24 protein-coding genes are annotated in these 26,980 nt (G+C 72.7%); 15 read left to right on the top strand and 9 right to left on the bottom strand.

Translation table 11 applies throughout. The features are described from left to right. Positions 1 to 4 precede the first annotated feature (4 nt). Positions 5 to 1,657, top strand: a complete 1,653-nt coding sequence (gene aceB, locus ACIP37_RS10135; protein WP_400805006.1) for a malate synthase A — start codon at positions 5 to 7, stop codon at positions 1,655 to 1,657. A gap of 153 nt (positions 1,658 to 1,810) precedes the next feature. Beyond that, positions 1,811 to 2,197, top strand: coding sequence for a gamma-glutamylcyclotransferase (locus ACIP37_RS10130; RefSeq protein ID WP_363579264.1), 387 nt, complete (start codon positions 1,811 to 1,813; stop codon positions 2,195 to 2,197). Positions 2,198 to 2,484: 287 nt separating this feature from the next. Here ACIP37_RS10130 and ACIP37_RS10125 read toward each other — a convergent pair whose 3' ends face one another. The 7 genes from ACIP37_RS10125 to ACIP37_RS10095 form a co-directional block, all read right to left on the bottom strand. Next, positions 2,485 to 3,870, bottom strand: a complete 1,386-nt coding sequence (locus ACIP37_RS10125) for an 8-oxoguanine deaminase (RefSeq protein ID WP_400805007.1) — start codon at positions 3,868 to 3,870, stop codon at positions 2,485 to 2,487. Between the two features lie 68 nt (positions 3,871 to 3,938). After that, positions 3,939 to 5,402 carry a nucleobase:cation symporter-2 family protein gene (locus ACIP37_RS10120; RefSeq protein WP_363630695.1) on the bottom strand — a complete coding sequence of 488 codons (1,464 nt, stop codon included), beginning with the start codon at positions 5,400 to 5,402 and terminating at the stop codon, positions 3,939 to 3,941. A 274-nt stretch (positions 5,403 to 5,676) separates the two neighbouring features. Further along, positions 5,677 to 6,597, bottom strand: coding sequence for a factor-independent urate hydroxylase (pucL, locus tag ACIP37_RS10115; RefSeq protein ID WP_400805009.1), 921 nt, complete (start codon positions 6,595 to 6,597; stop codon positions 5,677 to 5,679). A gap of 32 nt (positions 6,598 to 6,629) precedes the next feature. After that, entirely contained in the window at positions 6,630 to 6,965 is a 336-nt protein-coding gene (gene uraH, locus ACIP37_RS10110; protein WP_363579258.1) for a hydroxyisourate hydrolase, read from the bottom strand. 118 nt (positions 6,966 to 7,083) lie between these two features. Then, positions 7,084 to 7,587, bottom strand: coding sequence for a 2-oxo-4-hydroxy-4-carboxy-5-ureidoimidazoline decarboxylase (gene uraD, locus ACIP37_RS10105; protein WP_400805011.1), 504 nt, complete (start codon positions 7,585 to 7,587; stop codon positions 7,084 to 7,086). A 250-nt stretch (positions 7,588 to 7,837) separates the two neighbouring features. Continuing rightward, positions 7,838 to 8,218, bottom strand: a complete 381-nt coding sequence (locus ACIP37_RS10100; protein ID WP_363579254.1) for a helix-turn-helix domain-containing protein — start codon at positions 8,216 to 8,218, stop codon at positions 7,838 to 7,840. Then, positions 8,215 to 8,460, bottom strand: coding sequence for a thiamine-binding protein (locus ACIP37_RS10095; protein ID WP_079136014.1), 246 nt, complete (start codon positions 8,458 to 8,460; stop codon positions 8,215 to 8,217). Before ACIP37_RS10095 ends, ACIP37_RS10100 begins: the two co-directional genes overlap by 4 nt. Before the next feature lie 224 nt (positions 8,461 to 8,684). Here ACIP37_RS10095 and ACIP37_RS10090 point away from each other — a divergent pair, with 224 nt between their 5' ends. From ACIP37_RS10090 to ACIP37_RS10030, 13 genes are all read left to right on the top strand, one after another. Next, on the top strand, positions 8,685 to 9,536 hold the full coding sequence (locus ACIP37_RS10090; protein ID WP_400843602.1) for a TIM barrel protein: 852 nt from the start codon (positions 8,685 to 8,687) through the stop codon (positions 9,534 to 9,536). 125 nt (positions 9,537 to 9,661) lie between these two features. Next, on the top strand, positions 9,662 to 10,549 hold the full coding sequence (locus ACIP37_RS10085) for a 2-hydroxy-3-oxopropionate reductase (RefSeq protein ID WP_400805016.1): 888 nt from the start codon (positions 9,662 to 9,664) through the stop codon (positions 10,547 to 10,549). A 425-nt stretch (positions 10,550 to 10,974) separates the two neighbouring features. After that, entirely contained in the window at positions 10,975 to 12,117 is a 1,143-nt protein-coding gene (locus ACIP37_RS10080) for a glycerate kinase (RefSeq protein WP_363630688.1), read from the top strand. 198 nt (positions 12,118 to 12,315) lie between these two features. Next, positions 12,316 to 13,719, top strand: a complete 1,404-nt coding sequence (gene allB / locus ACIP37_RS10075; protein WP_400843599.1) for an allantoinase AllB — start codon at positions 12,316 to 12,318, stop codon at positions 13,717 to 13,719. Between the two features lie 9 nt (positions 13,720 to 13,728). After that, positions 13,729 to 14,988 carry an allantoicase gene (alc, locus tag ACIP37_RS10070; protein WP_363579246.1) on the top strand — a complete coding sequence of 420 codons (1,260 nt, stop codon included), beginning with the start codon at positions 13,729 to 13,731 and terminating at the stop codon, positions 14,986 to 14,988. Between the two features lie 101 nt (positions 14,989 to 15,089). Continuing rightward, complete coding sequence (locus ACIP37_RS10065; RefSeq protein WP_363579244.1) at positions 15,090 to 16,550, top strand: catalase; 1,461 nt, start codon at positions 15,090 to 15,092, stop codon at positions 16,548 to 16,550. Positions 16,551 to 16,876: 326 nt separating this feature from the next. After that, positions 16,877 to 17,656, top strand: a complete 780-nt coding sequence (locus ACIP37_RS10060) for an IclR family transcriptional regulator (RefSeq protein WP_063350013.1) — start codon at positions 16,877 to 16,879, stop codon at positions 17,654 to 17,656. A 266-nt stretch (positions 17,657 to 17,922) separates the two neighbouring features. Continuing rightward, positions 17,923 to 18,855 carry a metal-dependent hydrolase gene (locus tag ACIP37_RS10055; RefSeq protein WP_363579243.1) on the top strand — a complete coding sequence of 311 codons (933 nt, stop codon included), beginning with the start codon at positions 17,923 to 17,925 and terminating at the stop codon, positions 18,853 to 18,855. Between the two features lie 116 nt (positions 18,856 to 18,971). After that, positions 18,972 to 20,057, top strand: coding sequence for a PDR/VanB family oxidoreductase (locus ACIP37_RS10050; protein WP_363579241.1), 1,086 nt, complete (start codon positions 18,972 to 18,974; stop codon positions 20,055 to 20,057). Positions 20,058 to 20,084: 27 nt separating this feature from the next. Next, positions 20,085 to 20,948 carry a M24 family metallopeptidase gene (locus tag ACIP37_RS10045; RefSeq protein ID WP_400805020.1) on the top strand — a complete coding sequence of 288 codons (864 nt, stop codon included), beginning with the start codon at positions 20,085 to 20,087 and terminating at the stop codon, positions 20,946 to 20,948. Continuing rightward, the gene (locus ACIP37_RS10040; protein ID WP_400843596.1) at positions 20,945 to 22,765 is read left to right on the top strand and encodes an SDR family oxidoreductase; all 1,821 of its coding nucleotides are present in this window, start codon (positions 20,945 to 20,947) and stop codon (positions 22,763 to 22,765) included. The genes ACIP37_RS10045 and ACIP37_RS10040 overlap by 4 nt, the downstream gene beginning before the upstream one ends. A 74-nt stretch (positions 22,766 to 22,839) precedes the next feature. Then, the gene (locus ACIP37_RS10035) at positions 22,840 to 23,178 is read left to right on the top strand and encodes a PIN domain nuclease (protein WP_400805024.1); all 339 of its coding nucleotides are present in this window, start codon (positions 22,840 to 22,842) and stop codon (positions 23,176 to 23,178) included. Positions 23,179 to 23,212: 34 nt separating this feature from the next. After that, complete coding sequence (locus ACIP37_RS10030; protein WP_400805026.1) at positions 23,213 to 23,833, top strand: LysE family translocator; 621 nt, start codon at positions 23,213 to 23,215, stop codon at positions 23,831 to 23,833. Between the two features lie 9 nt (positions 23,834 to 23,842). On the opposite strand, the gene ACIP37_RS10025 is transcribed toward ACIP37_RS10030, so the two are convergent. After that, the gene (locus ACIP37_RS10025) at positions 23,843 to 25,099 is read right to left on the bottom strand and encodes an XdhC family protein (RefSeq protein ID WP_400843593.1); all 1,257 of its coding nucleotides are present in this window, start codon (positions 25,097 to 25,099) and stop codon (positions 23,843 to 23,845) included. 116 nt (positions 25,100 to 25,215) lie between these two features. Continuing rightward, positions 25,216 to 26,718, bottom strand: coding sequence for an NCS2 family permease (locus tag ACIP37_RS10020; protein WP_363579227.1), 1,503 nt, complete (start codon positions 26,716 to 26,718; stop codon positions 25,216 to 25,218). Positions 26,719 to 26,980 lie beyond the last annotated feature (262 nt).

The following is a 26,980-nucleotide window of genomic DNA, read 5'->3' as shown; positions in this document are numbered from 1 at the left end:
GCCCATGGCTACAGAACAGGGACCCGTCGGCGCCTCCCCCGCTGCTCCGGTCGTCACTGTCGCCGGTCCGCGCGTTCACCGGGCGGAGGAGGTGCTCACTCCGGAGGCGGTCGCCTTCGTCGTCGGCCTCCATCGCGCTTTCGAAGGGCGCCGACAGGAGCTCCTGGCCGGGCGGAAGGCCCGCCGGGCGGAGATCGCCAGAGCCGGCACGCTGGACTTCCTCCCCGACACCGCCGACGTCCGGGCCGCCGACTGGAAGGTCGCCGAGGCGCCCCGCGCGCTCCAGGACCGCCGGGTCGAGATCACCGGTCCCACCGACCGCAAGATGGTCATCAACGCCCTCAACTCCGGCGCGCGGATCTGGCTCGCCGACTTCGAGGACGCCACCTCCCCGACCTGGGAGAACGTGGTCAGCGGCCAGATCAACCTGATCGACGCCTTCGAGGGCCGGATCGACTTCACCACCTCCGCCGGAAAGGCGTACGCCCTCAAGCCCGCCGCCGAACTCGCCACCGTCGTGGTCCGCCCGCGCGGCTGGCACCTGGACGAGAACCACCTGCTCGTCGACGGCTCCCCGGTCGCCGGAGCCTTCCTCGACTTCGGCCTGTACTTCTTCCACAACGCCGCCCGGCTGCTCGCCAAGGGCGCCGAGGACCCCAACTCCGGCCCGTACTTCTACCTGCCGAAGACCGAGAGCCACCTCGAAGCCCGGCTCTGGAACGACGTGTTCACCCACGCCCAGGCCGCGCTCGGCATCCCGCACGGCACCGTCCGCGCCACCGTGCTGATCGAGACCATCACCGCCGCGTTCGAGATGGACGAGATCCTCTACGAGCTGCGCGACCACGCGGCCGGCCTCAACGCCGGGCGCTGGGACTACCTGTTCTCGATCGTCAAGAACTTCCGCGACGCCGGCGAGCAGTACGTCCTGCCGGACCGCAACAGCGTCACCATGGCCTCGCCGTTCATGGCCGCCTACACCCGCCTGCTGGTGCAGACCTGCCACAAACGCGGCGCCCACGCGATCGGCGGCATGGCCGCGTTCATCCCCAGCCGCAGGGACCCGGAGGTCAACGCCGCCGCCCTGGAGAAGGTCAAGGCGGACAAGGACCGCGAGGCCGGCAACGGCTTCGACGGCTCCTGGGTCGCCCACCCGGACCTGGTGCCGGTCGCCCGCGCCTCCTTCGACGCGGTGCTCGGCGAGCGCCCCCACCAGAAGGACCACCCCGGGCCCTCCGAGCCGGTCACCGCGACCCAGCTGCTCGACATCGCCGGCGCCGACGGCAGCTGCACCCACGCGGGGCTGCACAACGCCGTCCAGGTCGGCATTCGCTACATCGAGGCCTGGCTGCGCGGCCTCGGTGCGGTCGGCATCTTCAACATGATGGAGGACGCCGCCACCGCGGAGATCTCCCGCTCGCAGATCTGGCAGTGGATCCACAACGGCGTCGTCCTGTCCGACACCGGTGAGAAGGCCACCGCGGACCTCGTCCGCGCCCTGGTCGCCGCGGAGTTGGCCGAACTCCTGGCCGAGCTGGGTGCGGACGCGTACGCCGGCGGCCGCTGGCGCGAGGCCGCCCAGCTCTTCGAACAGGTCGCCCTGGCCGAGGAGTTCGCGGACTTCCTGACCCTCCCCGCGCTTCCCCTGCTGGGCTGAGTCCCAATCCATCCGCCGGCGCCGCCGCTGCCGCCTGCCAGGCTGTAGCGGTCCCGCCGGCCCATTGCTCCGTTCCGTACGGCGACGATTCCACCTGTCCTCTCGTCGCCGTGCGGAACGGCTTTTTCCCGGTACCCGGTAAGGAGTTCAACCGTGCCCCGCATCTTCTTCAACGGCCAGGCCATGGTCGGCGGACCGTTCCACGCCAAGGTCGCCGACTCGCTGGTCGGCCCGGCCCGGACGGCCCCCGGCTACCGCTTCTTCTCGATCGACGACGTCTGCCCGGGCCTGCTCGCCGATCCGGCGGTCGACACCGCCATCGAGGGCGAGCTCTACGAGATCACCCTGGAGCACCTGCGCGACGTCATCCTCCCCGGCGAGCCGCGGGAGTTGGAGCTCGGCGTCATCAAGCTCGACGACGGCTCCGCCTGCCTGTCGATGCTGCTCGCCCGCGGCGAGGTGGAGCGGGGGGTGCACCGCGAGATCACCCACCACGGGGGCTGGCGCGCCTACCTCGGCTCGCTCGGGCGCACCGCCTGAGACCGGGCGCGTAGCGGCGGACGCACCACGGCGAACGGATCACAGCAAGCGAATCACGGCGAACAGATTTCAGCGAACAGATAACAGATGACAACTTTCGTCAGCTGTCATCTGTTCGCTGTTATCCGTCACTCGCCACCCGCCCCCGGGCACGCCGCAGCCCCGGACCCTCGCCGTGGGTCCGGGGCTGCGGTCCGCGCGCCGGCCGGGAAGGCCGGGTTGCGGAGTCCGGGTCACGCACCGTCCCTGGGCGGCCCGGAGTTCAGGGGTGGAGGAGGAGCGGGGCGTCAGAGCGGCCGGGCGGCGAGCTCCTTGGCGGCGCGGGCGCAGGCGCGGGCGATCCGGTCCTCGTCGACGGTGGTCAGCTGGCCCTTCTCGACGACGGCGTTGCCGTTGACGAACAGCACGGCCAGCGGCGGCAGGGCGCCGAAGGTGAGGGCGGCGACCGGGTCGGCGATGGAGGAGTGCAGGACACCGTCGATCTTCCACAGCGCGAGGTCGGCGAGCTTGCCGACCTCGATCGAGCCGATCTCGTCCTGGCGGCCGAGCACCCGGGCGCCGCCCATGGTGCCCAGCCGCAGCGCCTGGCGGCCGGTGAGGGCGGCCGGGGACCCGTGCAGACGGTTGATCAGCAGGGCGTTGCGCAGCTCGGTGCCGAGTTCGCCGGACTCGTTGGAGGCGGTGCCGTCGACGCCGAGGCCGACCGGGACGCCGGCCCTGAGCATGTCGGGGACGCGGGCGATCCCGGCGGCCAGCCGGGCGTTGGAGGAGGGGCAGTGGGCCACGCCGGTGCCGGTCTCGGCGAACTTGGCGATGTCGGAGTCGTTCATGTGGACGCAGTGCGCCATCCAGACGTCCTCGCCGAGCCAGCCGACGGACTCGAAGTAGTCGGTCGGGCCCATGCCGAACAGTTCCTTGCAGAACTGCTCCTCCTCGGCGGTCTCCGAGCCGTGGGTGTGCAGCCGGACGCCCTTGCGGCGGGCGAGTTCGGCGGACCGGCGGAGCAGGTCGGTGGAGACCGAGAACGGCGAGCAGGGCGCGATGGCGATGTGCAGCATCGAGCCGAAGGAGGAGTCGTGGTAGGTGTCCACGGCGGCCTCGGAGGCGGTGAGGATGTCGTCGAGCTCCTCGACCGCGTGGTCCGGCGGGAGGCCGCCGTCCTTCTTGCCGCGGTCCATGGAGCCGCGCAGCGCCGTGAACCGCAGGCCGAGTTCCCGGACGGCCTCGATGGAGGCGCCGAGGACGTCGCCGCCGTCCTTGGGGAAGACGTAGTGGTGGTCGGAGGCGGTGGTGCAGCCGGACTTGAGGAGGGCGGCGGCGGAGCCCTGGCTGGCGGCGTGGACGAGCTTCTCGTCGATCCGGGCCCAGGTCGGGTAGAGGGCGACGAGCCAGTCGAACAGGATGTCGTTCTGGGCGAGGCCGCGGGTGATCCACTGGTAGAAGTGGTGGTGGGTGTTGACCAGGCCGGGGGTGATCAGGTGGCCCTCGCCGTTGATCCGGCGCACCACGTTGTCCAGCCACTGCGGGGCGGGTCCGTCGCCGACCGACTCGATCGTGTTGCCGAGGACGACCACGTGGCCGCGGGCGTACTCGGTGTCGTCGGCGTCGACGGTGGCGATCGCGACGTTCTCGATGACGATCCGCTGGTCGGCGGGTGGGGGCTGGACTGCCATGGTGTCACTCCTATGGGGGAGGGCCGGGAGGGGCGTGCGCCGCGCGGCGTGCGCCCCTCCCGGGCCGGTCAGGACGGTGTCGCCGTCGGCACCGTCGCGCCGGAGGTCTTGCCGGACCTGGTCCGGCGGGCGGCTCCGGCGTGGTGGAAGAGCAGGTTGAGCAGGACGGCCATCACGCAGCCGACCGATATCCCGGAGTGCATCAGGGTCCGGACGGCCTCCGGGAAGGAGTCGTAGAAGGTCGGTACCGCGATGGGGATGATGCCGACGCCGAGCGACACGGACACCAGGATGGTGTTCGAGCTGGACTCCATCCCAGCCTCCGCGAGGGTGCGGATGCCACTCGCCGCGACGGTGCCGAAGAGCACGATCCCGGCGCCGCCCAGGACGGGCTGCGGTACCAGGGAGACGAGCGACCCGAGCACGGGGAAGAGCCCGAGCAGGATCAGGATGCCGCCGCCGGCCGCGACCACGAAGCGGCTGCGGATCTTGGTCAGCGCCACCAGCCCGATGTTCTGGGCGAAGGCGCTGGCGGCGAAGCCGTTGAAGACGGGGCTGAGCGCGGTGGCCAGTCCGTCGGCCCGCAGGCCGGCGGCGAGCGTGGGTTCGTCGGCCTCGCGCTCGACGATCTTGCCCAGGGCGAGCATGTCGGCGGTGGACTCGGTCATGGCGACCACCATGACGATGCACATCGAGACGATCGCGGCGGCGTCGAAGACGGGCGCGCCGAAGTGGAACGGGGAGGGGAGCGCGAAGACCTTCGCGTCCTTGACCGCGCCGAAGTCGGCCAGGCCCAGCGGGAAGGCGATCAGGGTGCCGAGCGCCAGGCCGATGAGCAACGAGAGCTGCTGCCAGAAGCCGCGCAGCAGCCGGTTGCAGAGCACCACCGCGACGAGGGTGATCGCGGCGAGCCCGACGGCCCGCATGGAGCCGTATCCGGGGGCGCCCGGCGAGCCGCCGCGCGCCCAGTTGACCGCCACCGGAAGCAGGGACACCCCGATGAGGGTGATCACGGTGCCCTGCACGACCGGGGGGAAGAACCGGATGAGCTTGCAGAAGTACGGTGCCGCGAGGAAGCACAGGATCCCCGCGACGATCACCGCTCCGAAGATCACCGGGAGGGCGTCCTTCGGGCTGTGCTCCTTGGCTATGGCGATCATGGGCGCGACTCCCGCGAAGGAGACGCCGTTGACGAACGGCAGTCGCGCGCCGATCTTCCAGATGCCGAGGGTCTGGAGCAGGGTGGCCAGTCCGGCGGTGAACAGGCTGGCCGAGATGAGCAGGGCGAGTTCGGCGGGGGAGAGCCCGACGCCGGCGCCGACGATGAGCGGGGGTGCGACGACCCCCGCGTACATCGCGGCGACGTGCTGGAGTCCGGTGGAGAAGAGCTTCACCGGGGGCAGCAACTCGTCCACGGGGTGGGTTCCGGGCCCGGACGGCTCACCGGGGAGGTGCGCCGACGTGCCGTCCGGGCCAGAGGTTCTTTCCGGGGTGGAACCGCCGTCTTTACTGCTGGTGTCGCTGGGTGCCATGTCGAGCCCCTCTTGTGCCCGTGACTCCCGGCGCGCCCGCGGCGCTGGAGGTGCCCCGAGGGCGGGACGGCGGTGCAGGAGTCCCTCGGGGCGCTTCTCCAGTGCCCCGGGCCGGCCGCCGCGAGGCAGACACGAACTCCGGTGGGTGGGGGTGGAGAAACTGGTGGAACCGATGGTGCTGGTGGTGCGGGTACTGCTGTCCGCCCGGACGCGGCCGGCGTTCGGGGGCCGGCGGGTGCGGCGACTCCGGGCGGTGCCCATTGGGGTGGGGCGGTCAGGCGACGGGGATGACCGGGACGACGCCCTCGCGGTGCACGGTGCCCTCGATGAGGCCGTACATCCGGTCGGCGGCGTAGTAGACCTCGTTGTCGTTCTTGAGGCCGAAGGGCTCCAGGTCGACGAGGAAGTGGTGCTTGTTGGGCAGCTCCAGGCGGACTTCGTCCACCTCGGCGCGGTTGTTGAGGACCCGGGTGCCCATCGAGTGCAGGGTCTGCTGCAGCGAGTAGGAGTAGGTCTCGGCGAAGGCCTCCAGCAGGTGCCGCCGCACGTGGGTGTAGGAGCGGTTCCAGTTGGGCTGGGCCTCGCCGTCCCGGCCGTCGTAGCCGTACTTCCAGCGGGCGGTGACCTGGGTGGCGAGGATGCGGTCGTACGCCTCTTGCAGGGTGGTGTACTTGTCCTTGATGTAGCCCCAGAACTCCGAGTTGGTGGAGTTCATGACGACGAGGTCCTTGAGGCCGGAGATGACCTGGACGGTCTCGCCGTCGTAGACGATCTCGGCGGTGCGGGTCTCCTGGCCGTTGCGGACGAAGGAGTGGCCGACCTCCTCCGAGCCGATGAAGCGGGCCGAGTTGTCCGGCGTCTTGATCCGGTCCCAGGCGTACTCCTCGATCCGGATCCGGGCGCTGTGCACGACGCCGCGCTCGGTGTCGTCGACGAAGTGGCGGGCCAGGATGATGCCGAAGGCCTCGGCCGACTCGATCCCGTGCTCCTTGGCGAAGGCGTACACGGTGTTCTTGGTGGTGTCGGTGGGGAGGCAGTTGGCGTTCGACCCGGTGAGGTGGACGTCCTCGAACTCGCCCCGGAGGGAGACCGAGACGTTCAGGTCCTTGATCTCGTGCCGGGTGGAGTCGCGGTAGACCCGCACGATGCGGTTCTCCGCCTTGCCGTACTGGTTCTGACCGAGCACGTGGGCCATGACGTGGCTCCTAGGGCTTCCAGGTCGGTCTACTAGCTTCCGCGGTAGACCGAGTATCCGAACGGGTTGAGCAGCAGCGGCACGTGGTAGTGGTGCTGCGCGGGCGCGACCGTGAAGACGATCGAGACCTCGGGGAAGAACGGCGGCTCCGCGGACTTGAGCGCGTGGTAGGCGCGGGTGTCGAAGAGCAGCCGGACGACCGAGCCCGCCTCCACGGCCGGCAGGTCCTTGACCCGGCCGTCGGAGTCCGTGGCGGAGGTGCCGAGCACCTGCCAGCCACCCTCGGTGTGCAGTGCGAGCTCGACCGGGACGCCCTCGGCCGGGCGGCCGAGGCTGGTGTCGAGCACGTGGGTGGAGATGCCAGTCATGGGTGAAGTGACCTTACTGATGGCAGAAGTGATCATTCGTCAACGCATGCTAACGATCCGTCAGGATCTGCCCGTCAGGATCTGCCCGTCGGGGCCCGCCAGGACCCGCCAGGGCCTGTCAGGACGCGTCGAGCAGGCGATTGAGCCGAATGTCGTTGATCTTGCGCAGTTCGCCCCGGACGATCTCCGCCTCGGTGGCGGCGTCGTTGGGGTGGCGCTCGCGCAGGGCGGCGAGCATGGTGGCCGCGGTGCGGCCGGTCGCGCAGATCAGGAACACGTGGCCGAACTTGGCCTCGTAGGCGGCGTTGGCCTCGTGCAGTTCGTCGAGGAGGGCTTGGTCCACGCCCCGGATGCCGGCCTGCTCCCGCTGCGAGGTGGCGTCGCCGGTCCTGGGCTTGCCGATCCGGGCGTGGCCGGCCATCGCGTCGTGCAGGTCGGCGACCGTCAGCCCGACCACGGCCGCCGCGTTGGCGGCGAGCAGGGACTCCCGGTCGGGCCAGGGCCTGGCCCGCGCGACGTCGGCGGCCCAGTGGGGGCTGGAGCAGACCTCCAGCAGAACGGCTTCCAGGTCCGCGGTGTCGGCCGCGGCCAGGGCGTCAAGGGTGTGGGGGTGGTTGGTCACGGGTGGACCTCCTGAAGAGTGGTGCCACCCGCACAAGCTAGATCCACCCCACCCGGCCGTCAACACTTTGTTGAACGGTTGGTGGTTACGTTTTGAACCGGCCGCCGTTGCCGGCGCGATTCGTGTGCGATTCGCCAAGTGCGCCCCGCCGGGGGCTGGTTCGGACTGGCCGCGCCGGCGGGGTCCGCCTGTCCGGAAGGTTTCCGCCGGGAGGAGGTCCTGGAGGAGTCGACCGGGGGATCGACCGGGGTCAGGAGGGCTTCGAGCCGTCCTGGCGGTTGAGGTAGTTGTACACCGTGAACCGGCTGACGCCGAGCGCCGAGGCGACCGTCTCGACCCCGTGGCGGACGGTGAAGGCGCCGCGCTCCTCCAGGAGGGCGACGACCCGCTGCTTCTCCCCGCGGTCCAGCTCGGCCAGCGGGCGGCCGTCGAACTGGCGGGCCATCTCGGCCAGCAGGCGGTCCAGGGCGCTGCTCAGGTGCGGCAGCCGGACGGCGAGCGCCGGGGTGCCCTCCCACTCCAGGACGACGTCCTCGGACTTCGCCTCGTCCAGTCGGACGGGCGTCGCGCCGACGGCGTCCAGCAGCGGCTTGATCGCCAGGGCGAGCGGGTGTTCCACGTGCTCGGTCACGGCGTGCCGCCCTCCTCGCCGAGCACGCTGACCTGGACCGAGATCCGGGTCGCACCCGCGGTCAGGGTTTCCCGGAGCAGCTTGGTCACCGCGGCGAGCACCTGGTCGGCCTCGCCCTCGGCGCCGGTCCCGAAGGGGCCGACCGAGACGGCCAGGCCGGCCTCGTCGACGACCTGGCGGGCCGCCGCGGCGTGCTCGGGGAACGTGTCCAGTTCGAACGGTTCTGTCGTGAACTCCACCATCAATCGCACGTGCTCACTGTAGCGAGCGCCGGTGCGGGCGGGCGGGGGTCGGTCGATCCGGCGCCCGCGGTGCCGGCGGGAGGGGGTTCCGGGTTCACGTCCGGACTTCTTCAACAAAACGTTGCGGCGGTCTTGACACCTGCTCGCCGAGCCGGAGATGCTTCCACCACGCAGAATCCCTCTTCCGGATCGTGGAAGTTGCGGATCTCGGAAGAGAGTGAGAGGTGAGTGACGTGACGGCCGCTTCCCGGCACAGCTTCACGGTCAACCTGTCGATCCTGTTCGGCGAACTGCCGCTGCTGGAGCGTCCCGCCGCGGCCGTTGCCGCCGGTTTCACCGCCGCCGAGCTGTGGTGGCCCTTCGGCGCCGAGCCCGTCCCGTCCGAGGCCGAGCTGGACACCCTCCGCAAGGCCTTCGGCGACGCGGGTGTACGGCTCACCGGCCTCAACTTCCTGGACGACCTCACCCTCGGGGCCCGCGGCACCGTCTCGGTGCCCTCCGAGCAGGACCGTTTCCGGGCCAACGTCCCGGTCGCCGCGGGGCTCGCCGCCTCGCTCGGGGCCAAGGCGCTCAACGCGCTGTACGGCAACCGGATCGAAGGCGTCGAGGCCGCCGAGCAGGACGCCCTCGCGCTGGAGAACCTGGTGCTCGCCGCCGGGGCCGCGCACGAGATCGGCGCGATCCTGCTGATCGAGGCCCTCAACGCGGCGGAGTCCCCGGACTACCCGCTGGTCTCCGCGGCCGCCGCGGTCGAGGTGGTCGACAAGGTCAACGCGGCCACCGGCCTGGGCAACGCGAAGTTCCTCTGCGACCTGTACCACCTGGCCAGGAACGGCGAGGACCTGCCGGCCGTCATCGACGCCTACGCCGACCGGTTCGGCCACGTGCAGATCGCCGACAACCCGGGCCGCAACGAGCCCGGCACCGGTGGACTGGACTTCGAGGACCTCTTCGCCCGGCTCACCGCCGCCGGCTACACCGGCCCGATCGGCCTGGAGTACCGCCCCTCCACCGGCGTCAGCGCCGACAGCTTCGGGTGGCTGCGCGCGAGCACCGCGCCGCCGAGTAGGCGCTGAGTAGGCGCCGAGCAGGCGCCGAGCAGGCGGGCCCTGCGCTGCCGCCGAGCAGGCGGGCCGCACGCCGCCGAGCAAGCCCGGCCCACCACCCTCCCCACCCCACGAACGACGTAAGGAACGACGCGATGAGCCGCAAGATCGCCTTCATCGGCCTCGGCATCATGGGCAGCCCGATGGCCGCCAACCTGGTCAAGGCCGGCCACCACGTCACCGGCTACAACCTCACCCAGCCGCCGATCGACGCCCTGGTCGCGGCCGGCGGTCACGGCGCCACCAGCATCGCGGACGCGGTGGAGGACGCCGAGGTCGTCATCACCATGGTCCCGGCCGACCCGCACGTCGAGCAGGCCATCCTGGGCGAGGGCGGCGTGCTGGAGAACGCCAGGCCCGGCACCCTCGTGATCGACATGTCCTCGATCACCCCGCAGACCTCCCAGAAGGTCGAGGCGGCCGCCAAGGAGAAGGGCGTGCGCACCCTGGACGCCCCGGTCTCCGGTGGCGAGGCCGGCGCCGTCGAGGCGGTGCTGTCGATCATGGTCGGTGGTGCCGCCGAGGACTTCGCCGAGGCCAAGCCGCTGTTCGACGTCCTGGGCACCACGGTCATCCACGTCGGGCCGTCCGGCGCCGGCCAGACCGTCAAGGCCGCCAACCAGCTGATCGTCGCCGTCAACATCCAGGTGCTCGCCGAGGCCGTGGTGTTCCTGGAGAACGCCGGCGTCGACCTGCCCGCCGCGCTGGACGTGCTCGGCGGCGGCCTGGCCGGTTCGACCGTGCTGAACCGCAAGAAGGCGAACATGGTCGACCGCGAGTTCGCCCCCGGCTTCCGGATCGACCTGCACCACAAGGACATGGGCATCGTCACCGATGCCGCCCGCGCCGTGGGCGCCGCGCTGCCGGTCGGCGCCGTGGTGGCCCAGCTGGTCGCCTCCGCCCGCGCCAACGGCGACGGCTCGCTCGACCACTCGGCGCTGCTGCGCGGCGTCGAGCGCCTCTCGGGCCGCGAGGTCAAGTAGGCCCCGGGGCTCCTCGGGCCCCCGTGAACTCCTCCTGGTGGCGTGTACCTCATCCGGTCGTGCCCGCGCCACCAGGAGGCCAGACCCGACCGGCGTGCGGGCCGGGGCTCATCCGCCCGCCCGCCGGTCGATCCAGCCGGTGATGCGTACTCCCCTGTCGGGGGCACTTCGGTCGTGCCGGTACGCCTCGCCTGGCCCCCTCCCCGCCGAGGGGAGCCTCTCGTACGTCGGAAGCGGGACGAGGGGAACGGCGGGGAGGGGGTCGCACCTCCCGGCGGGAGTCGCACCCTCCCGGCGGGAGTCGCACCCTCCCGGCCGGGGGCGTTTCTCCTGACGGGGGGTCGCACCCCAGGTGCACCCGGGCCCATGCTTGGCACAGGCTGTCGAAACATCGCCAGACCCCGTACGGAAGTGAGGACCGCACCATGCCCGTCACCCCCCACCAGGGCCATGTGGTCGTAGCTCCCGACAAGTTCAAGGGCACCCTGGAGGGTGCCGAGGTCGCCGCCCGGATCGCCGCCGGCGTCCGGCGCGCCGCGCCCGGCGTCGAGGTGCGCGAACTGCCCGTCGCCGACGGCGGCGAGGGCACCCTGGCCGCCGCGCTCGCGGCCGGCTTCACCCGCGTCCCGGCCAAGGTGGCCGGCCCGACCGGCCTGCCGGTGGACGCCGCGCTGGCCGTGCGGGGCGACACCGCCGTGGTCGAGCTGGCGCAGTCCTCCGGTCTCGCCCGGCTCCCCGGCGGACGCACCGCCCCGCTCGCGGCCGGCTCCTACGGCGTCGGCCAGCTGATCGGCCGGGCCGTGGCGCTCGGCGCCAAGCGGATCGTGCTCGGCCTCGGCGGCAGCGCCTGCACCGACGGCGGCGCGGGCATGGTCCAGGCTCTCGGGGCCCGCCTGCTCGACGCGGATGGCGCCGAACTGCCCCCCGGCGGAGCCGCGTTGCGCAGGCTCGACCGGATCGAGCCCGGCCCGCTGGCCGACGTACTGGCCGGCGTCGAGATCGTCGTGGCCTGCGACGTGGACAATCCGCTGCTCGGCCCGCGCGGCGCCACCGCCGTCTACGGCCCGCAGAAGGGCGCCGACGGCGCCGACCTGGTGATCCTGGAGGAGGGCCTGACCCGCTTCGCCGACCAGGTCGCCCTGGCCACCGGACGGGACGTGCGCGACGCCCCCGGTGCCGGGGCCGCCGGCGGGGTGGGCTTCGCCGCCCTCGCGTTGCTCGGCGCCACCATGCGACCCGGTATCGAGCTGCTGCTCGAACTGCTGGGTTTCGACGAGGCCGTGCGTGGGGCACGCCTCGTCGTGACCGGTGAGGGCTGTCTGGACGCGCAGACGCTCCACGGCAAGGCCCCCGCCGGCGTTGCCTCGGCGGCCACCCGGGCGGGGGTTCGGGTGGCCGCCGTGGCGGGGCGGCTGGAGCTGTCCGAGCCCGAGTGGCGGGCCGCCGGGTTCGCCGCCGCGATCGCCCTCACCGACCTCGCGGAGCAGCCGGGGGACAGCATGACCAAGGCCGGCGAGCTGGCCGAGGTCGCGGGGGAGCGGCTGGCGGGCGAGCTGCTGTCCGGCTGATCTTCGGGCCGATCCCCCGTGCCGACGGGGCGCGCGGATCCCCCGTGCGTTTCCCTCGCACGTTCCTCCATTGACGTTTTGTTGAAGGCGGGCCTAGGCTCCCGGCAATCCTTCGCTTCCCCGCCCGGTTCCCGCCCGGTTCCCCTCCCGGTCCCTGCCCGGCGCCCACCCCCAACTTCCAGGTTTCGGAGGTCTCCCATGCCTTTCAGCCAGCCAGCGGTGATCCGCTCCCGACGGGTGGTCCTGCCCGACGGTGAGCGCCCCGCCGACGTGCTGATCCGGGACGGGAAGATCGAGCAGGTCGCCGCGTACGGCTCGCTCCTCGCGGGCGACCGGCCCGACGGCGACGGCGGCCTCGCCGACCTCGGCGAAACCGCCCTGCTGCCCGGCCTGGTCGACACCCACGTGCACGTCAACGAGCCCGGCCGCACCGAGTGGGAGGGCTTCGCCACCGCCACCCGGGCCGCCGCGGCCGGCGGCGTCACCACGATCATCGACATGCCGCTCAACTCCGTCCCGCCCACCACCACGCTGGAGGGCCTGGCCGCCAAGCGGAAGACCGCGGACGGCCAGGCCTGGGTCGACCTCGGTTTCTGGGGCGGCGCCGTCCCCGGCAACGTCCCGGACCTCGCGCCGCTGCACGAGGCCGGCGTGTTCGGCTTCAAGAGCTTCCTCGCCCCCTCCGGCGTCGACGAGTTCCCGCACGTCGAGGCCGCGGACCTGGAGGCCGCGCTGGCCGAGCAGGCCCGGCTCGGGGCGCTGGCGATCATCCACGCCGAGGACCCGGCCGTGCTGGCCGCCGCCCCGCAGCAACCCGGCGTCCACTACCGCGACTTCCTCGCCTCCCGCCCCGCCGACGCGGAGACCGTCGCCGTCGCCGTCCTGCTCGACACCGCCCGGCGCACCGGCGCCCGCGTCCACATCCTGCACGTCTCCTCCGCCGCCGTGCTGCCGCTGCTGCGCCAGGCCCGCGAGGACGGCGTCCAGGTCACCGCCGAGACCTGCCCGCACTACCTGACCCTGGCGGCCGAGCAGGTGCCGGACGGCGGCACCGCCTTCAAGTGCTGCCCGCCGATCCGCGACGAGACCAACCGCGACCTGCTCTGGCAGGCCCTGGCGGACGGCGAGTTCATCGCCGTGGTCTCCGACCACTCGCCCTCCACCCCCGACCTCAAGCTGCTGCCCGAGTACGGCGGCAGCGGTGACTTCGCGGCCGCCTGGGGCGGCATCGCCTCCCTGCAGCTGGGCCTGCCGGCGATCTGGACCGAAGCCCGCCGCCGCGGCCACGGCCTCGCCGACGTGGTCCGCTGGATGTCCGCCGGACCGGCCGAACTCGTCGGCCTCACCGGGGTCAAGGGCGCCATCGCGGCGGGCTGCGACGCCGACCTGGTCGCCTTCGACCCCGACGGCGAATTCGCCGTCCACCCCCGCGAGTTGCGCCACCGCAACCCCGTGACCCCGTACGCGGGCCGGACGCTGACCGGCGCGGTCCGCACCACCTGGCTGCGCGGCCGCGCGGTGGACGTCTCGGCCGAGCCCTTCGGCCGCCGGCTTACCCGGCCCGCCGCCGCCCCCACCACCCCGTCCGATCGCCCGTCCTGAGGAGACTTCGTGACCACTGCCGACACCCCGAGCGCTCCCTTCACCGAGCTGGTCAACCTGGCCTCGCGGCTGCTCGGCGCGGGCGTCGTCGCCACCAACGAGGACACCTTCGCCGACGCCGAGAACCTCCTGGTCGCCAAGCCCGCCGAGTTCCGCCCGCACACCTTCGGCCACAAGGGCCAGATCATGGACGGCTGGGAGTCCAAGCGCCGCCGCGGCGTCTCCGCCGACCAGCCCCACCCCACCGACCAGGACCACGACTGGGCGATCGTCCGGCTCGGTGCCGCCGGTGTGGTCCGCGGCCTGGTGGTGGACACCGCCCACTTCACCGGCAACTACCCGGAGAGCGCCTCCGTCGAGGCCGCCTCCGTGCCCGGCCACCCCTCGCCCGAGGAAGTGGCGGACGCCGAGTGGACCACGCTGGTGCCGCGCACCCCGCTCCAGGGCGACACCGCCCACGAGTTCGCCGTCGACGACGCCAACCGCTACACCCACATCCGCCTCAACATCTTCCCGGACGGCGGCGTCGCCCGGCTGCGCGTCCACGGCGAGGTGCTGCCCGACCCGCGCGAACTGGACGGCCTCACCTTCGACCTGGCCGCCCAGGAGTACGGCGGCGTGGCCGAGGCGGCGTCCGACCGCTATTTCTCCTCCCCGCACAACCTGAACGCTCCCGGTCGCGCCTCCGTCATGGGCGAGGGCTGGGAGACCCGGCGTCGGCGCGACAAGGCCAACGACTGGGTGCAGATCGCCCTGGCCGGGGGCGGTGAGGCCCTGGCCGCCGAGGTGGACACCACCCACTTCGTCGCCAATGCCCCCGGCTGGGCCGACCTCGTCGGCTTCGACGCCTCGACCGGGGCGGACCCGGCCGACGGCGAGTGGTTCGAGATCCTGCCCCGCACCCGCCTGCAGCCCGACACCCGGCACCGCTTCCGGCTCGACGCGGGCCGCCCGGTGACCCACGTGCGCATCAACGTCCACCCGGACGGCGGCCTCGCCCGCCTCCGGCTCACCGGCCGCCTCACCGAGGCGGGCCGCGCGGCCCTCGCGCTGCGTTGGTTCAACGCCGTCCCGGCCGCCGAGGCCGCCGCGGCCCTCACCGAGGCCGGCCTGACCGCCGACGAGGCCGCCGCGCTGACCGCCGCCCGCCCGCTGGCGGACCAGGCCGCGGCCGCCGGCGCCGTCGCCGCGCTCCGGCCCGCCGACGGCCCCGACGGCGAGCACTCCTCCCGCCGCCGCTCGGCGGTCCGGCGCCTGCTGGGCGTCTGACGCCCGTTCGGTGATTCGGCGGAGCCCGCGCCCGCCGAGAACTGATGCCACGTCACATCACTCTCCACGCAACGCTTTTATCGACACCTGAAGGACCCTCCATGTCCAAGATCCTGACCACGGAGTCCGGCGCCCCGGTCGCCGACAACCAGAACTCGGCCTCGGCCGGCGAGTACGGCCCGCTGCTGATCCAGGACCAGCAGCTGCTGGAGAAGCTGGCCCGCTTCAACCGCGAGCGCATCCCGGAGCGCGTCGTGCACGCCCGCGGCTCCGGCGCGTACGGCTACTTCGAGGTCACCGACGAGGTGTCGCAGTACACCCGCGCGGACTTCCTCGCCGAGGTCGGCAAGCGCACCGAGGTCTTCCTGCGGTTCTCCACCGTGGCCGGCAACCTGGGCTCCAGCGACGCGGTGCGCGACCCGCGCGGCTTCGCGCTGAAGTTCTACACCGGGCAGGGCAATTACGACCTGGTCGGCAACAACACCCCGGTGTTCTTCATCAAGGACCCGCTCAAGTTCCCCGACTTCATCCACTCGCAGAAGCGCGACCCGTACACCGGCGTGCAGGAGGCGGACAACGTCTGGGACTTCTGGGCCCACTCGCCCGCCTCGACCCACCAGATCACCTGGCTGTTCGGCGACCGCGGCATCCCGGCCTCCTACCGCCACATGAACGGCTACGGCTCGCACACCTACCAGTGGGTCAGCGCCGACGGCGACGCCTACTGGGTCAAGTACCACTTCAAGACCAACCAGGGCATCCGCTCGCTGGACGGTGACCAGTCCGCCGAGGTGCTCGGCGCCGACGCCGACTCGCACCAGCGCGACCTGCACCAGGCCATCGAGCGCGGCGTGTTCCCGTCCTGGACCCTCTACGTCCAGCTGATGCCGGTGGCCGAGGCCGTGGACTACCGCTTCAACCCGTTCGACCTCACCAAGGTGTGGCCGCACGCCGACTACCCGCTGGTCAAGGTCGGCCGCCTGGTGCTCAACAGGAACCCGGAGAACGTCTTCGCCGACGTCGAGCAGTCCGCGTTCTCGCCGAACAACTTCGTGCCCGGCATCGGCCCCTCCCCGGACAAGATGCTCCAGGGCCGCCTGTTCGCCTACGCCGACGCCCAGCGCTACCGCCTCGGCGTCAACCACACCCAGCTGCCGGTGAACGCCCCGCGCGCCACCGAGGCGGACAACTACGGCCGCGACGGCCTCCACGCCGTCAACAAGTCCGGCCGCGGCAAGAACTACGAGCCCAACTCGTACGACGGCCCCGCCCAGACCGACACCGCGCTCGCCGCGCCGGTCCGGCTGGACGGCTACACCGGCACCTACACCACGCCGGCCCACACCAAGGACGACGACTTCTTCCAGGCAGGCGAGCTGTACCGGCTGATGTCCGCGGGCGAGAAGACCCGGCTGATCGACAACATCGCGGGCTTCCTCGCCCAGGTGAGCCGCGACGACGTGGTCGAGAAGAACCTCGCCCACTTCCACGCCGCGGACGAGGAGTACGGCGCCCGCCTTGAGGCGGCCGTCGCCAAGCTGCGGGCGGGCGACGAGGGCTGAGTCGCTCCGCCATGACGCGCCACGCGCAACGAGGGCCGAGCCACCCCGCCGTGGCGCGCCGCGCGTGACGCCCCGCTGACCGACTGACCCGCCCTCACCGGCCGCCGGGGCCCCGCAACCCGGCGGCCGCGGGACGGTCCCCTCCCCCCGGGGCAGTGGGGGAGGGGACCGTCGCGTTGTCCTCCACTACCGTTCCTCCAGGCGATCGGTGGGTGCTCCACGGAATGTTCACGGATATTCACGGACGGCAGTCGCCGGGCCCGCCGGGTCGATAGGCTGGAAGGCGCCCGCGGTCGCTCCGTGGGGGGACATCGGAAGGGGACGACATGTCGACACCAGCCCCGGGTCGCCACGCCGCGCTGGACCAGGGCCTCGCCGGCCCGTTCACCTCCCTGCAGCACGCCCTCAGACTGCTGGAGGCCGTCGACCGGCACCCTGACGGCGCCACCCTGGTCGCCCTCGCGCGGGAGACCTCGCTCGGCCTGCCGACCGTCCGGCAGCTCGCCGAGATCCTTGAGATCGAGGGCTACCTCCAGTGCCAGGACGGCGGTTGGGTGCTCGGCGGCACCTTCGCCCTGCTCGGCCAGCACAACCGGGAGCAGCTGGTGAAGGCCCGGCTGAACCGCAAACTCGCCGAGCTGCGGGACGAGTTGGGCGCGGCAGTGTACTTCACCCGCTACCACGACGGCGAGTTGTCGGTGGAGGCGGTGTCCGCGGCCGAGTACGCGCCGGCCGTGCAGGAGTGGGTGGACTTCCGGGCCACCGCGCACGCCAGCGCGATCGGCAAGTGCCTGCTCGGCCAGCTCGACGCGGACGCCCGCTGGGACCACCTCTCCCGCCACCCGGTGGCCCGGCTCACCTCCCGGACCGTCACCGACGCCGACCAGCTGATGCACCGGCTGGAGCGGCAGCCGGCCACCGTGCCGGTTCTGGACATCCAGGAGTACGCGCTCGGCACGGTGTGCGCGGCCGTCCCGATCACGGCGGGCAGCACGGTCGGCTGCCTGGCCACGTCGATGCCGGTGGACAACGTGCACAAGCTGAAGGCCGCCGCCGAGCTGCTGGCGGCCCGGGCGGCGCCGCTGATGCTGGCGATGGCGGTCTGACGGCCGGTCGTTCCCGTGGGCCCCGCCGGATCCGAGTGATCCGGCGGGGCTCGCCTGTTTGTTCGTGGGCGTGTCGGCTCGCATCGGTTCGCGGGCGTGTTCGTTCACGGGCGCGTCCGTTCGCAAGTGTTTCCGGTGACGGTCCCGGAGGGTGTCACTTATTAGACTCGATGTCGATAAGAGTCGCCGAACCCCTTGTCCCAGCCGCTACCCGCGAGTACGTTTCCCTGAGTCGAGCCGCCGCCCCGAGGTCAGGAGGGCCTGCCGTGCCCCGCTCCACCCCCGTACCCGCCCTTGCCGTCCCCGCCGCGCGCGTCCACGACAGCCTCGTCCTCGAACCCCGGGACGTCCGCTTCGACTGGGACCGGCTGCCGCTGCACTGGATCCCCGACGAGCCGATGGCCACCCACGTCATCAACGTGCTGCACCTGCTGCTGCCCGAGGGCGAGCGCTGGTTCGTCAAGGTCTTCAAGGAGGCGCTGCCGCTCATCCGCGACGAGCAACTGCGCGAGGAGGTCCTCGGGTTCATCGGCCAGGAGGCCATCCACGCCGAGGCGCACCAGGAGGTCCTCGACCACCTGCTCGGCCAGGGGCTCGACCCGCGTCCGTACGTCCGGCAGATTGCCTGGCTGTTCCAGCGCGTCCTCGGCGACAAGCCCGGGCTCAGCCCCGCGCGGCGACGCGAGAACATCATCGAGCGGGTCGCCTTCGTGGCGGCGATCGAGCACTTCACCGCCTTCCTCGGCAACTGGGCGCTCAACTCCCCGGGCCTGGACCGCGCCAAGGCCGACCCGACGATGCTCGACCTGCTGCGCTGGCACGGCGCCGAGGAGGTCGAACACCGCAGCGTCGCCTTCGACCTGATGGTCCACCTCGACCCCGGCTACCTGCGCCGGGTCCGCGGCATGGCGGTCTCCGGGCCGCTGCTGGTCCACCTCTGGGTGCGCGGCGCCCGCTTCCTGCTCGCCGCCGACCCCACCCTCGACGGACGGCTCAAGCCCACCTGGCGCGAGGCCGGCAGGATCGCCAGGCGCGGACTGCTGCCCGACCCGGTCCGGTCGATCCGCTCCGGCCTACGCTACCTGCGGCCCGGCTACCACCCCACCCAGGAGGGCTCCTCCAGTCAGGCCCTCGGCTACCTCGCCGCCTCCCCGGCCGCCCGCGCGGCAGCAGTGGGCCACTGGCAAGGGGTCAAGTAACGGAGTTCAGATAACAGATAACAGAAGACGTTATCTGTTATCTGTTATCTGAACTTTGAAATCCGAAACTTGTCACCTGTCGCTCGCGCCCCCTCCCAGACGCCAAGGACCGCCGGATGGACCTGCTCAACCCGCCCCCCGACCTCTACGGCCGCCCCCGCGCCGACGCGTTCATGCGCCGGCTCACCGCCTTCGGCGACCGCTACACCCCGGCCCTCGGCAGCCCCCTGCTGCGCCGCAACCCCCGCCGCCCGCTCAGCCGCCCCACCCCGCCGCTCCAGCTGGTCGTCGCCGCCCGCCTCCAACTCACCCCCGACGTCGTCGAATTGCGGCTCGCCGACCCCTCCGGCGGCCCGCTCCCCGGCTGGCAGCCCGGCGCCCACCTGCGCCTCGCCCTGCCCTCCGGCCGCGAACGCCACTACTCGCTCTGCGGCGACCCCGTCGACCGCGCCGCCTACCGGATCGCCATTCGGCGACTGCCCGAGGGCGGCGGCGGCTCCGTCGAGATCCACGACACCCTGCACCCCGGCAGCCGCCTCACCGCCCGCCGCCCGCGCAACGGCTTCGCCTTCTGCGCCGAGCCCGCCGTCCTGCTGCTCGCCGGCGGCATCGGCATCACCCCACTGCTCCCGATGGCCCGCGAGGCGCAGCGGCACGGCCTGGACTGGCGCCTGGTGCACGTCGGCCGCAGCGCCGACACCCTCCCGTACGCGGACGAGCTGCGCGCCCTGGACCCGAGCCGGGTGGTGCTGCGCACCGACGACGAGCACGGCGTGCCGACCGGCGCCGACCTGCTCGCGCACGCCCCGCGCGGCGCCGCCGTCTACTGCTGCGGCCCGGCCCCGATGCTCACCGCCGTGCAGCGCTCCCTGGGCGAATCCCCCTCCACCGCGCTGCACTTCGAGCGCTTCGGCGCCGCCCCGATCATCGGTGGCGCGCCCTTCGCCCTGCGCCTGGGCGCCGACGGCCCGGCGCTGGACGTCCCCGCCGACCGCTCCGCCCTGGACGTGTTGCGCGAAGCCCGTCCCGACCTCCCGTACTCCTGCCACCAGGGTTTCTGCGGCACCTGCGAGGTCCGCCTGCTGGCCGGCACGCCCGAGCACCGGGACCGCCGGCTCACCCCCGAGCAGCGTGCCGCCGGCGCCGTGCTGCCCTGCGTCTCCCGGGCCGCCGAGGGCGAGACCCTGGTGCTCGACCTGTAGCGTGCTCGACCTGTAGAAGGAGCCCCGATGGCGAACCCCCCGACCTTCCCCTACGACGAGCGCGACCTCGCCCGCTTCCGCGAGACCCAGCAACTCGCCTACCACTGCGCCGAACAGGTCGCCGCCTGGATCGAACCGGGCGTCACCGAGCGCCAGGCCACGGCCGAGCTGCGCCGCCGCCTGGTCGCCGCCGGGGTGCAGGACTTCTTCCACGTCCCGTTCGCCTGGTTCGGCGACCGCACGGCCTTCCGGCACTTCCACACCCCGCTCCAGTTCTTCGCCGGCAACCGCCGCCTGGAGGAGGGCATGCCGTACGTCCTGGACTGCGCGCCCATCGTCGACGGATACACCGCCGACATCGGCTACGGCGGCAAGGTCGGCGAGAACCGGGTCTGGGACCGCCTGGCCGCCGACCTCCAGGTGTACCGCGAGCTGATCCTCGCCGAGGTGCGCGCCCGCCGTCCGCTCAACGAGGTGTACGCGGCCGTGGACGCGCAGATCGCCGCGCACGGCTACGACAACCGCCACCAGGTCTACCCGGGCCGGGTGATCGGCCATCAGGTCACCCGCACCACCGTGCGCGGCCCGGCCGGGGTCAACGTCTTCGGCTTCGGCGTGCGCACCCTGCAGACCCTCGGGCGCGAACTGATCTCCGAGCGCCTGCACGGCCGTTCACCGCTCTGGGCGGACGGCCGGTCGTCCCGGCACGTGCCCACCCCGGGCCTGTGGGCGGTCGAGCCGCACATCGGCTTCCGCGGCGTGGGCATCAAGTTCGAGGAACTGCTGGTGGTCACCGAGGACGACGCCCACTGGCTCGACGACGACCTGCCGCACGTCCGCCGCTGGACGGCGGGCGCCGCCCACGACGTTGCCCTGGAGGCCGCCCGATGACCACCCCCGCCGCAGACGCCCCGGACGCCCCGGACGCCCCGGCTGCCTCGCAGGCCCCGGACGCCGCAGCTGCCCCGAAGGCGCTGGCCGCCCCGCCCGTGCGCCGCCGCACCGTGCACTCCGACGGCCTCCCGCTCGCCGTCTTCGAACAGGGCGACCCGGCCGCACCCACCGTCCTCCTGGTGCACGGCTACCCGGACACCCACGCGGTCTGGGACGACGTCGCCGCCGACCTCGCCCGCGACCACCACGTGGTCCGCTACGACGTGCGCGGCGCCGGCCGGTCCGGAGTGCCCGCCACCCGGGACGGCTACCGGCTGGAGCGCCTGGCCGCCGACCTGTTCGCGGTCGCCGACGCCGTCAGCCCCGACCGCCCGGTGCACGTGGTCGCCCACGACTGGGGCTCGCTGCAGTCCTGGGAGGCCGTCACCGCGCCCGGCTCCGAGCGGCGGATCGCCTCGTACACCACCATGTCCGGCCCCTGCCTGGACCACATGGGGTACTGGCTGCGCCACCGGATGCGCCGGCCCACCCCGCGCCACCTGCGCCAACTCCTCCACCAGGGCCTGCACTCCTGGTACATCACCGCCTTCCACCTGCCCTTCCTCGCCCCCGCCGTGTGGCGCCTGGGCCTGGCCCGGGCCTGGCCGCGGGTGCTGCGCGACCTGGAGCAGGTCACCCCGCGGCCCGACCACCCGCAGCCCGGCCTGCGCCGCGATGCCGTCCGCGGCATCGAGCTGTACCGGGCCAACTTCCGCCCCACGCTGCGCAGTCCGCGCGAGCGGCCGACGCAGGTGCCGGTCCAGCTGATCACCCTCACCCGGGACCGCTACGTCGCCCCGTTCCTCTCCGAGGGGCTGGAACGCTGGGTGCCCGAGCTGACCCGACGGACGCTGCACGCCGGCCACTGGTCGGCGCTGCTGGAGAAGGGAGCCACCGTGGCCGAGATGGTCCGCGAGTTCACCACCCGCATCGAACGCGGAAGCGCCGAGCCGACCCGGGAGCAGGGCGACGGCCGGCTGGTCGTCGTCACCGGCGGCGGCAGCGGCATCGGCCGGGCCACCGCGCTCGCCTTCGCCGAGGACGGCGCCCGCGTCGTGGTCTGCGACCTCGACCTCGCCGCCGCCGAGCGCACCGCCGAACTCGCCTCGCTGATCGGCCCGCAGGCGCACGCCTACCGGGTGGACGTCGCCGACGGCGCGGCGGTGGACGCCTTCGCACAGGCGGTCGCGGAGGAGCACGGGGTGCCCGACGTGGTGGTCAACAACGCCGGCATCGGCCACTCCGGGACGTTCCTGCAGACCACCGAGAAGGAGTGGCAGCGCGTCCTGGACGTCAACCTCTGGGGCGTCATCCACGGCTGCCGCGCCTTCGGCACGCTGATGGCCGACCGCGGCCAGGGCGGTCACCTGGTCAACGTCTCCTCGGCCGCCGCCTACCTGCCGTCCAAGGCGCTCACCGCGTACGCGACCAGCAAGGCCGCGGTGTTCATGCTCTCGGACTGCCTGCGCGCCGAACTCGCCGGGCACGGCATCGGCGTCTCCACCATCTGCCCGGGCATCGTCAACACCAACATCACCCGCACCTCCACCTTCTCCGCGACCACCGCCGACCAGCAGGCCGCCAAGCGGGCCCGCGCCGCCAGGCTCTACGCCCGCCGCGGCTTCCCCCCGGAGAAGGTCGCCACCGCCATCCTCACCGCCGTCCGCACCGGCAAGCCGGTCGTCCCCGTCACCCCCGAGGCCAAGGCCGCCCGCTTCCTCTCCCGCCTCAGCCCCGGCCTCCTGCGCCTGGCCGCCCGCCTCAACGTCACCTGAGCGGCCCCTGCGGGTCTGCGATATCGGACAGCCTTTGATACTCCAAGTCGGCGGTTCAGGCCGAGACCGACCGGTTGTTCAACGAGGGGCGGCTCGCGCTCTGTGGAGCCGTCGAGCTGGAGATCATGCACAGCGCCCGGTCCAAGGCCGACGCCGATCGCATCCGGGAGGGCTTGCGTGGCTTCGACTGGCTGACTACGCCCGATGAGGTGTGGGACCGCGCCATCGAAGTGCAGGCACTCCTCACCGCCGCCGGAAACTGGCGGGTGCTGTCCGTGGCGGACCTCGTCATCGCCGCCACCGCCGAGCGCCACAGCGTCACCGTCCTGCACTACGACGGGGACTACGACATGATCGCCGCCGTCACCGGCCAGCCGACCGAGTGGGTCGTCCAGCCGGGGACGGCGGACTGAGGGCCCCATCGGGCCTGTGAGAGCATCGAGGCCCATGGAGATGACAACGGCTCTGTGGTCCTTCGCCCTCGTCGTGGGGTTGCTCACGCTCACACCCGGGCTCGACACCGCGCTGGTGCTGCGCACGTCCGCGCTCGGGCGGCGGCGCCAGGCGTGGGGGGTGGTGCTGGGGATCCAGACCGGGACGCTGGTCTGGGGGACGCTGACCTCGGCCGGGGTGACGGCGCTGCTGACCGCCTCGCAGGTGGCGTACGAGGTGCTGCGCTGGGGCGGGGCCGCGTACCTGGTGTGGATGGGCGTCGGCATGCTGCGCAGCCGGGGCGGGGAGGCGGCGGTCGAGGAGGAGCCGGCCGTGGGCGGCTTCGGGTACGGCTGGCGGCGCGGCACGCTGACCAATCTGCTGAACCCCAAGGTCGGGGTGTTCTACGTGGCCGTGCTGCCGCAGTTCATCCCCACCGGGGCCCCGCACTTCGCCGCCGGGGTGGCGCTCACCTGCGTCCACGTGGTGGAGGGCGTGCTGTGGTCGACCGTCCTGGTCGGCTTCGCCCGGGCGCTGCGCGGCTGGCTGCGCCGCCCGGCCGCCCGGAGGCTGATGGACAGGGTGACCGGCGCGGTGGTGGTGGGCTTCGGCGTGAAGCTGGCGCTGAGCGACTGACCGCCGGCCTCAGGCGGCGTGCGTCCGTCGCGTGCGTCGTGCCCGGGGCTCCTCGGGGGTGGCCGGTGCCTCGTGGTGGATCGGGCCGTCCCCGGTGTTGAGCGGCAGGCAGCTGCCGCCGCGCCGGTGGGCGATGATCTCGGCGGCGACGGAGACCGCCGTCTCCTCGGGGGTGCGGGCGCCGAGGTCGAGGCCGATGGGGGAGCGCAGCCGGCCGATCTCGGCCTCGGTGAGCCCGACCTCGCGCAGCCGCGCCTCGCGGTCGCGGTGGGTGCGGCGCGAGCCCATCGCGCCGACGTAGCCGACCGGCAGCCGCAGTGCGCGTTCCAGCAGCGGGATGTCGAACTTGGCGTCGTGGGTGAGCACGCAGAGCACGGTGCGCCCGTCGATCCGGTCGAGCTGGGAGTCGAGGTAGCGGTGCGGCCAGTCGACGACGACCTCGTCGGCCTCGGGGAAGCGCCGCTTCGTGGCGAAGACGGGCCGGGCGTCGCAGACGGTGACGCGGTAGCCGAGGAAGCGGCCGATCCGGACGACGGCGGCGGCGAAGTCGATGGCGCCGAAGACGAGCATCCGCGGTGCGGGCACGTAGGACTCGACGAAGCAGGTGACGGTGCCCTGGTCGCGGTCGTCGCAGGGGCGTCCGTCGAGGCCGAGCACGATCCGGCCGGTGCGTCCGGCGTCGAGCATGGCCCGGGCCTCGGTGACGACCGCCCGTTCCAGCGCGGTCAGGAGGTGTCGCGGGGGGCGCGTCGCCGGAAGGGTGGTGGCGGGCGACGGCTGGGCCTTCGAGGGGGCGGGGGGGAGGGCGGGGGAGAGGGCACCGTGGTGGGTGTCGGCGGTGACGGCGACGGTGGCGCCGACGAGCCCGCCGGGCCCGGCGATCACCCGGGCGAGCGCGACCGGGGTGCCGGAGGCGATGTAGGCGATGCCGGCGTCGAGTCCGTCGTCGGCCCCGGGCCGGATCGGCTGGACGAACACGTCGAGGACGCCGCCGCAGGTCAGGCCGACGGCGAAGGCGTCCTCGTCGCTGTAGCCGAACCGTTCCAGCACGGGTTCGCCGGACTCGATGGCAGCCTGGCACAGCTCGTAGACCGCGCCCTCGACGCAGCCCCCGGAGACGCTGCCGATCGCCTCGCCGGCCGCGTCGACGGCCAGGGCCGCCCCCGGGTCGCGGGGCGCGCTGCCGGAGACGCCGACGACGGTGGCCACGGCGAAGGAGCGCCCGGCCGCGTGCCAGGCCTGCAACTGCTCGGCGATGTCCTGCATGTCGGGGAGCTCCTTACACAAGCGAGGGTAGACGGGAGGTGCCGCCGTACGGGAAACGATTCCCGCACGGCGGCGGTGCGGCCAGGTCCTCTCCGGCCGAGAGGGTCAGACACGTCCTAGTGCACGCCCAGCCAGGACTTGATCGGGGTGAGCGCGAAGTAGACCACGAAGACCCCGGTGAGGATCCACATCAGCGGGCCGGGCTCGCGCCACTTGCCGGTGCCCGCCTTGATGACCGTGTACGAGATGACGCCCGCGGCGACACCGGCGGTGATGCTGTAGGTGAACGGCATCAGGGTGCAGGTGAGGAAGGCCGGGATGGCGACCTCGCGGTCGGACCAGTCGATGTGCCGGGCCTGGCTCATCATCATCGAGCCGATCACGACGAGGGCGGCGGAGGCCACCTCGGTCGGGACGATCGCGGCGAGCGGCGAGAAGAACAGCATCAGCGCGAACACGCCGCCGGTGACGGTCGAGGCGAGGCCGGTGCGGGCGCCGTCGCCGACACCGGTGGCGGACTCGACGAACACGGTCTGGCCGGAGGCGCCGGACAGGCCGCCGACGGCGCCGCCGGCCCCGTCGATGAACAGGGCCTTGGAGAGGCCGGGCATCCGGCCCTGCTTGTCGGCCAGCCCGGCCTCGGTGCCGACGCCGATGATGGTGGCCATCGCGTCGAAGAAGCCGGCCAGCACCAGGGTGAAGACGGCGACCGAGGCGCTGATGGCGCCCAGGCCGTGGCTGCCGAAGGCACCGAAGAGGTCGACGTGGCCGAAGAGGCCGAAGTCGGGCGCGGAGACCGGGCTGCCCGGCCACACCGGGGCGGAGCTGACCCAGGTCTTCGCGGGGAGGTCGGCGACCGCGTTGATGACGAAGGCCACCACGGTGCCGCCGGCGATGCCGATCAGGATCGCGCCGCGGACGTTGCGGGCCAGCAGCACGAAGATCGTCAGCACGGTGAGGCAGAAGACCAGGACGGGCCAGCCGGCCAGCTCGCCGAAGGGGCCGAGCGCGAGCGGCGTGGGGCCGCCGGTGTGCACGAAGCCGGCCTTGACCAGGCCGATCAGCGAGACGAAGAGGCCGATGCCGATGGTGATGGCGTGCTTGAGCGGCAGCGGGATGCCGTTCATGATCTTCTCGCGGAGCCCGGACACGACCAGCAGGACGATCAGCAGGCCGTAGATCACGCACAGGCCCATGGCCTGGGGCCAGGTGGTGTGCGGCACCACCAGCGCGGAGATCACGCCGGAGACGGAGAGCCCGGCGGCGACCGCCAGGGGGACGTTGCCGACCACGCCCATCAGGATCGTGGTGACGGCGGCGGCGAGCGCGGTCGCGGTGGTGAGCTGCGCGTGGTCCAGCTTGAGGCCGTTGACGTCGGCGCCGCTCAGGATGATCGGGTTGAGCAGCACGATGTAGGCCATCGCCATGAAGGTGGTGAGGCCGCCGCGGATCTCATTGCCGAAGGTCGATCCCCGGGCCGTGATCTTGAAGTACGCGTCCAGTGCGTTCTTCGGTGCGGGGGCCGGGGCCGGGGCCGGCGTGGCGGTGTCGTCCTCGGCGGGTCTTTCTTCCGTGGGGCCGGGTTCCGTGGGGCTGTGTTCCGTGGGGATCCGGGTCATGTCCACTCCCAAGTGTCAAAGGGGGTTGGGGTGGGCGAGCCGACCTGACTGCCAGTCAACGAGGTTGGCGCAGGGGGACTGCTCGACTCACTGGGCGCACTGTGGCGGTGCCTGCGGTGCGTGGGTGGTGCGCACCGCTGCAGAACCCCGGCGTGGGAGAGGCAGCGGGATGGTGCGGTCGCGTGCCGTTGGGCGGTGCACGCGAGTGGGGGCGCGGTGGAGCGGCCCCGGGGCGGCGGGGAAGACGGTCGCCGCCCCGGGG

The sequence above is a fragment of the Kitasatospora sp. NPDC088861 genome (assembly GCF_044750105.1).
GTDB lineage: Bacteria > Actinomycetota > Actinomycetes > Streptomycetales > Streptomycetaceae > Kitasatospora.
Note: the sequence above shows the minus strand (reverse complement) of the source record. Positions and strands in the feature narration are given on the sequence as shown.

Bases quoted from the DNA above. Each gene is read 5' to 3' on its own strand.
- ACIP37_RS10095 (WP_079136014.1), bottom strand. From the start codon at position 8,460: ATGGTGGAGTTCACGACAGAACCGTTCGAACTGGACACGTTCCCCGAG.
- ACIP37_RS10050 (WP_363579241.1), top strand. From the start codon at position 18,972: ATGGACCTGCTCAACCCGCCCCCCGACCTCTACGGCCGCCCCCGCGCC.
- ACIP37_RS10085 (WP_400805016.1), top strand. From the start codon at position 9,662: ATGAGCCGCAAGATCGCCTTCATCGGCCTCGGCATCATGGGCAGCCCG.
- ACIP37_RS10025 (WP_400843593.1), bottom strand. From the start codon at position 25,099: ATGCAGGACATCGCCGAGCAGTTGCAGGCCTGGCACGCGGCCGGGCGC.
- pucL (WP_400805009.1), bottom strand. From the start codon at position 6,597: ATGGCCCACGTGCTCGGTCAGAACCAGTACGGCAAGGCGGAGAACCGC.
- aceB (WP_400805006.1), top strand. From the start codon at position 5: ATGGCTACAGAACAGGGACCCGTCGGCGCCTCCCCCGCTGCTCCGGTC.
- ACIP37_RS10040 (WP_400843596.1), top strand. From the start codon at position 20,945: ATGACCACCCCCGCCGCAGACGCCCCGGACGCCCCGGACGCCCCGGCT.
- allB (WP_400843599.1), top strand. From the start codon at position 12,316: ATGCCTTTCAGCCAGCCAGCGGTGATCCGCTCCCGACGGGTGGTCCTG.
- ACIP37_RS10030 (WP_400805026.1), top strand. From the start codon at position 23,213: ATGGAGATGACAACGGCTCTGTGGTCCTTCGCCCTCGTCGTGGGGTTG.
- ACIP37_RS10020 (WP_363579227.1), bottom strand. From the start codon at position 26,718: ATGACCCGGATCCCCACGGAACACAGCCCCACGGAACCCGGCCCCACG.
- ACIP37_RS10080 (WP_363630688.1), top strand. From the start codon at position 10,975: ATGCCCGTCACCCCCCACCAGGGCCATGTGGTCGTAGCTCCCGACAAG.
- ACIP37_RS10060 (WP_063350013.1), top strand. From the start codon at position 16,877: ATGTCGACACCAGCCCCGGGTCGCCACGCCGCGCTGGACCAGGGCCTC.
- ACIP37_RS10125 (WP_400805007.1), bottom strand. From the start codon at position 3,870: ATGGCAGTCCAGCCCCCACCCGCCGACCAGCGGATCGTCATCGAGAAC.
- ACIP37_RS10065 (WP_363579244.1), top strand. From the start codon at position 15,090: ATGTCCAAGATCCTGACCACGGAGTCCGGCGCCCCGGTCGCCGACAAC.
- ACIP37_RS10045 (WP_400805020.1), top strand. From the start codon at position 20,085: ATGGCGAACCCCCCGACCTTCCCCTACGACGAGCGCGACCTCGCCCGC.
- uraH (WP_363579258.1), bottom strand. From the start codon at position 6,965: ATGACTGGCATCTCCACCCACGTGCTCGACACCAGCCTCGGCCGCCCG.
- ACIP37_RS10120 (WP_363630695.1), bottom strand. From the start codon at position 5,402: ATGGCACCCAGCGACACCAGCAGTAAAGACGGCGGTTCCACCCCGGAA.